Below are 4,571 nucleotides of genomic sequence, written 5' to 3'. Positions count from 1 at the left end.
CCTTTGTTCAGGAGCCCATCATGCGTATTCGCAGTCTTTTGTTAATTTTGATCATCACGCTCATTGCAGCGTTCACGGTGCTCAACTGGAACGTGTTTTTGGCCAACACCACGCTGTCGTTCGGCGTCACCTCGCTGGACGCCCCACTCGGCCTGATCATGCTGGCGCTGCTGGTCTTCATGGTGGCTTACTGCCTGGTCTATGTGCTTTACCTGCAGTCCAACGTGCTGATCGACACCCGGCGCAGCGCCAAAGAGCTGCAAACCCAGCGCGAACTGGCCGACAAGGCCGAGGCCTCGCGCCTGACCGAACTGCGTGGTTTTGTCGAAGCTGGCCTGAAGCAGGGTGCCGAACAAAACAAGGCCGCACAGCAGGCACTGATCGCCCGGCTGGATGCCCTGGAAACAGCCCTGCGCGGTAGCGTGGAGCAATCGGGCAACTCGCTCAGCGCCTACATCGGCGAGCTTGAAGACCGCCTGACACCTGACAAAGACAAGCCCGCTGCGCTGCGATAAGCCTGGCACCCGGCCGCGCGATTTGCGTCACGCTGCAGCGCGCACCCAACCGGCAAGGGCCGGTTTTAAACAAAATTTAGCATATAAAATCATGTTGATATGCTTGACTCAAGTGGTTAATTGCAACAAAATACATTTGTGCAATAGTAATTGACTTGCTTTTCTCACGCACAACACTTCCCGCAATCGCGCTTTCAAGCACCCCGGTGTGATGCCCGTTGCGGTGCTGTTTGTATTGATTTTTGAATTCCCAAGGAGCCTCCATGAACCACTTTCCCAAATTCTCTTTGACTGTGCTGGCCGCCGTCGTCACCCTGGCCGCCTGCGGCAAAAAGGAAGAGCCTGCAGCGCCCGCGCCCACAGCGCAGCCTGCGGCAGTACAGGCCTGCGGCAAGGTCACGGTGGCCAACATGAACTGGCAGTCGGCCGAGGTGCTGGCCCACATTGACAAGCTCATCATGAGCAGCGGCTATGGTTGCGAGGTAGAGCTGGTGCCCGGCGACACCATGCCCACACTCACCGCCATGATGGAAAAAGGCCAGCCTGACGTGGCCCCCGAGGCCTGGATCAACGCCGTGCGCCAGCCGCTCGACGCCGCCGTCAAGGAAGGCCGCCTGCATTACGCTGCCGAGTCGCTGAAAGACGGCGGCATCGAGGGCTGGTGGATTCCCAAATACATCGCTGATGCCCACCCCGACATCAAGACCATTGACGACGCACTCAAGCACCCCGAGTTGTTCCCGGCCCCCGAGGTCAAAGACAAGGGTGGCGTTTACAACTGTCCGGCCGGCTGGAACTGCCAGCTCACCACGGGCTCTGCCTTCAAGGCTTGGGGCGCGGCAGACAAGGGCTTTGTGCTGGTCAACACCGGCTCGGCCGCCGGGCTCGACGGCTCAATTGCCAAAGCCTACGAGCGCAAGCAGGGCTGGCTGGGTTACTACTGGGCGCCCACGTCCATCCTCGGCAAGTACGAGATGGTCAAGCTTGACGCAGGCGTGCCCTTTGACAAGGAAGGTTTTGAGAGCTGCAATACCAAGGCCGATTGCGACAATCCGGTCAAGACCGACTGGGCCAGGGCCGAGGTCTTTACCGTGATCACCGACCGCTTCAAGCAAGCGGGCGGCCCGGCCATCGGCTACCTGGAAGCGCGCAACTGGCGCAACGACACCGTCAACCAGTTGCTGGCCTGGATGAGCGACAACCAGGCCACCGGCGAAGACGGTGCGCGCCACTTCCTGAAGACCCAGCCCGAAATCTGGACCGCCTGGGTCAGCCCTGAAGTGGCCGACAAGGTCAAAGCGAGCCTTTGAGTGCCATGAGCAGTCTGGCCGAATTTCCCACCATGGGCGTCGAGCAGCTGAGCCAGCTGCGGCGCTTCATCGACGGGGGGTTCAGGACTTTCTCACGCGAATACGGCGAAACGCTGGAGCGCCTGTTTGACCCGCTGCGCGAGTTCCTGATTTTCTCGGAGCGCCTCATGACCCAGTCGCCCTGGCCGCTGGTGATCGGCGCGATTGCCCTGATCGCCTGGCTGGCCTCGCGCTCCTGGAAGATCACGCTCGGCACCGTGCTGACGCTGCTTGCCATTGGCTACTTTGGCATGTGGATCGACACCATGAAGACGATCTCGATGATCTTTGTCTGCACGGTGGTGGCGCTGGCACTGGGCTTGCCCATTGGCATTGCCATGAGCCGCTGGGACCGGCTACAGCGCGCCATCAATCCGGCCCTGGACGTGATGCAAACCATGCCGAGTTTTGTGTATCTGATTCCGGTGGTGATGCTGCTCGGCATTGGCCGGGTGGCAGGCATGATCGCGGTGGTGGTGTATGCCATTCCGCCGGTGATCCGCTTCACCAACCTGGGCATCCGGCTGGTCAGCACCGACTTGTTGGAGGCCGCTGATGCCTTTGGTGCCTCGATGTGGCAAAAGATGTTCAGGGTGCAACTGCCGCTGGCTTTGCCGACCATCATGGCCGGCATCAACCAGACCATCATGCTGTCGCTGGCGATGGTGGTGATTGCCTCGATGATCGGCGTGCAGGGCTTGGGCCAACCGGTGCTCAAGGCCATTGCCAACCAGTACTTCACCATGGGCATGTTCAATGGCCTGGCCATTGTCGGCATTGCGATCATTTTTGACCGCGTGTCGCAAACCTATGGCAAGCGCCTGCAGAAACACCTGGAGGTGGTGCATGGCTGAGGACCTGACCCCCACACCAGCCGCCAGTGCCGGGCCCGACAGCGTGCCCAGCAACGCGGTCAACATTTCCATCAAGCACCTGTACAAGATCTTCGGCCCCAACCCCGCACAGCACCTGGCTGCCGTGCAGCAAGGCATGAGCAAACAGGAACTGCGTGACGAGCACGGCCACGTGCTGGGCCTGCGTGACATCAACATCGACATGCCCGCAGGTGGCATTCAGGTGGTGATGGGCTTGTCGGGCTCGGGCAAAAGCACGCTGATCCGGCACATCAACCGCCTGATCGAGCCCACTGCTGGCGAATTGTGGGCCGGTGAGCAAAACGTGCTGGCGATGAGTCCGAACGAATTGCGTCACTTCCGGCGCGAACGCACCGCCATGGTGTTCCAGAACTTTGCCCTGTTTCCGCACCTCACGGTGCAGGAAAACACCGAATACGGCCTGCAGGTGCAGCACGTCAAGCACAAAAAACGCCGCGATGCCGCAGCGCGCTGGATCGAGCGCGTGGGCCTCAAGGGCTACGAAGACAGCTACCCCAACCAGCTCTCGGGCGGCATGCAGCAGCGTGTGGGCCTGGCCCGCGCGCTGACCAACGACGCGCCCATTTTGCTGATGGACGAAGCCTTTTCGGCGCTCGACCCGATGATCCGCAGCGACATGCAGTCGGTGCTGCTGGACTTGCAGCAGGAATTGGGCAAAACCATTGTCTTCATCACCCATGACCTCGAAGAAGCGCTGCGCCTGGGCGACCGCATTGCCATTCTGCGCGACGGCGAAGTGATTCAACAGGGCACCGGTCAGCAAATTGTGCTCAAGCCCGCTGACGACTACATCAGCAGCTTCATCAAGGACGTGAACCGCGGCCGCGTCATCCGCTGCCGCACGCTCATGACCCCCGGCGTCACGGTGGACGGCCCCAGTGTCGATGCCAACCTGGTGCTCGAAGAAGTGGCGCGCGTGCTCAGCGCCGAGGGCAAGGATGCCGCCAACGTGACCAACAGCCGCGGCAAGCTGCTGGGCAGCGTCACCATGAGCGACCTGATTGCCGCCATGGTGCCACCCAAGGTCGAAGAGGCCACGTAAACCGCACCACGCGCCGCAGGCTGAGCAGCTTTGCGGTGCCCGCCCCGGACGACCCTCGCGGTCGTTCAGGCCTTTTTGCCGGATCACTCTTACGAGCCACACCGGCCCGGGCTCAGCCATTGGTTGCACCTTCATGACAGGAGATTCACATGACCACCCCGCCATCCACCACCCACCCGATGATTGCAACCCGCACCCCTGTGGTGCTGGCGACCGACCTTGACGGCACTCTGCTGGCCGGCACCCAGGACATGCGCCGACGCCTGCGCGACCTGTTCAGCGGTGCCCTGGCCGGCGCCCGGCTGATTTACGTGACCGGGCGCGGGCTGGAGTCGATCATCCCGCTGCTGAGCGACTCCACGCTGCCCCAGCCCGACTACATCATTGCCGACGTGGGCGCCACCGTGCTGCATGGCGACCTGCGCCCGGTGGACCCGCTACATCACGATATTGCCGCGCGCTGGCCTGGCTCGCAAGTGATATTGCAAGAGCTGGCCCGGTTTCCTGCGCTGCAGCGCCAGACCGTGCCGCAGGAGCGACGCTGCTCGTTCTTCATCAGCGAAGGCGGCATCAGCGCCGACCTGCGCGCGGCTGTGGAGGCGCTCGACTGCGACCTGCTGTGGTCGGCCGGGCGCTACCTTGACGTGTTGCCGCGCGGCGTCAGCAAGGGCAGCAGTTTGCGTGAACTGGCCGCCACGCAGGGTTTTGACCTGGAAACCATCGTGGTGGCGGGCGACACGCTCAACGACCTGTCAATGTATGCCACCGG

Annotated in this window: 6 protein-coding genes; 5 read left to right on the top strand and 1 reads right to left on the bottom strand. The window is 62.0% G+C overall.

What is annotated here, in order from left to right; genetic code table 11:
• On the top strand, nucleotides 1-515 hold a 515-nt coding region (locus IBX54_RS12960; protein WP_367141844.1), incomplete at its 5' end, for a hypothetical protein.
• A gap of 76 nt (nucleotides 516-591) precedes the next feature.
• On the opposite strand, the gene IBX54_RS12955 is transcribed toward IBX54_RS12960, so the two are convergent.
• Nucleotides 592-780: a hypothetical protein gene (locus tag IBX54_RS12955; protein WP_296543071.1), complete on the bottom strand. Its 189-nt coding sequence runs from the start codon at nucleotides 778-780 to the stop codon at nucleotides 592-594.
• Here IBX54_RS12955 and IBX54_RS12950 point away from each other — a divergent pair.
• The 4 genes from IBX54_RS12950 to IBX54_RS12935 form a co-directional block, all read left to right on the top strand.
• Nucleotides 779-1,825: an ABC transporter substrate-binding protein gene (locus IBX54_RS12950; RefSeq protein WP_296543070.1), complete on the top strand. Its 1,047-nt coding sequence runs from the start codon at nucleotides 779-781 to the stop codon at nucleotides 1,823-1,825. The genes IBX54_RS12955 and IBX54_RS12950 overlap by 2 nt on opposite strands.
• A 5-nt stretch (nucleotides 1,826-1,830) precedes the next feature.
• Complete coding sequence (locus tag IBX54_RS12945; RefSeq protein ID WP_296543069.1) at nucleotides 1,831-2,718, top strand: proline/glycine betaine ABC transporter permease; 888 nt, start codon at nucleotides 1,831-1,833, stop codon at nucleotides 2,716-2,718.
• Nucleotides 2,711-3,802, top strand: a complete 1,092-nt coding sequence (locus tag IBX54_RS12940) for a glycine betaine/L-proline ABC transporter ATP-binding protein (protein WP_367141843.1) — start codon at nucleotides 2,711-2,713, stop codon at nucleotides 3,800-3,802. The genes IBX54_RS12945 and IBX54_RS12940 overlap by 8 nt, the downstream gene beginning before the upstream one ends.
• Nucleotides 3,803-3,951: 149 nt before the next feature.
• Nucleotides 3,952-4,571 (top strand): HAD family hydrolase (locus tag IBX54_RS12935; protein ID WP_296543068.1); only part of this gene is annotated, 620 nt, incomplete at its 3' end.

The organism is Rhodoferax sp. (assembly GCF_014859475.1).
Classification (GTDB): Bacteria; Pseudomonadota; Gammaproteobacteria; order Burkholderiales; family Burkholderiaceae_C; genus Rhodoferax.
Note: the sequence above shows the minus strand (reverse complement) of the source record. Positions and strands in the feature narration are given on the sequence as shown.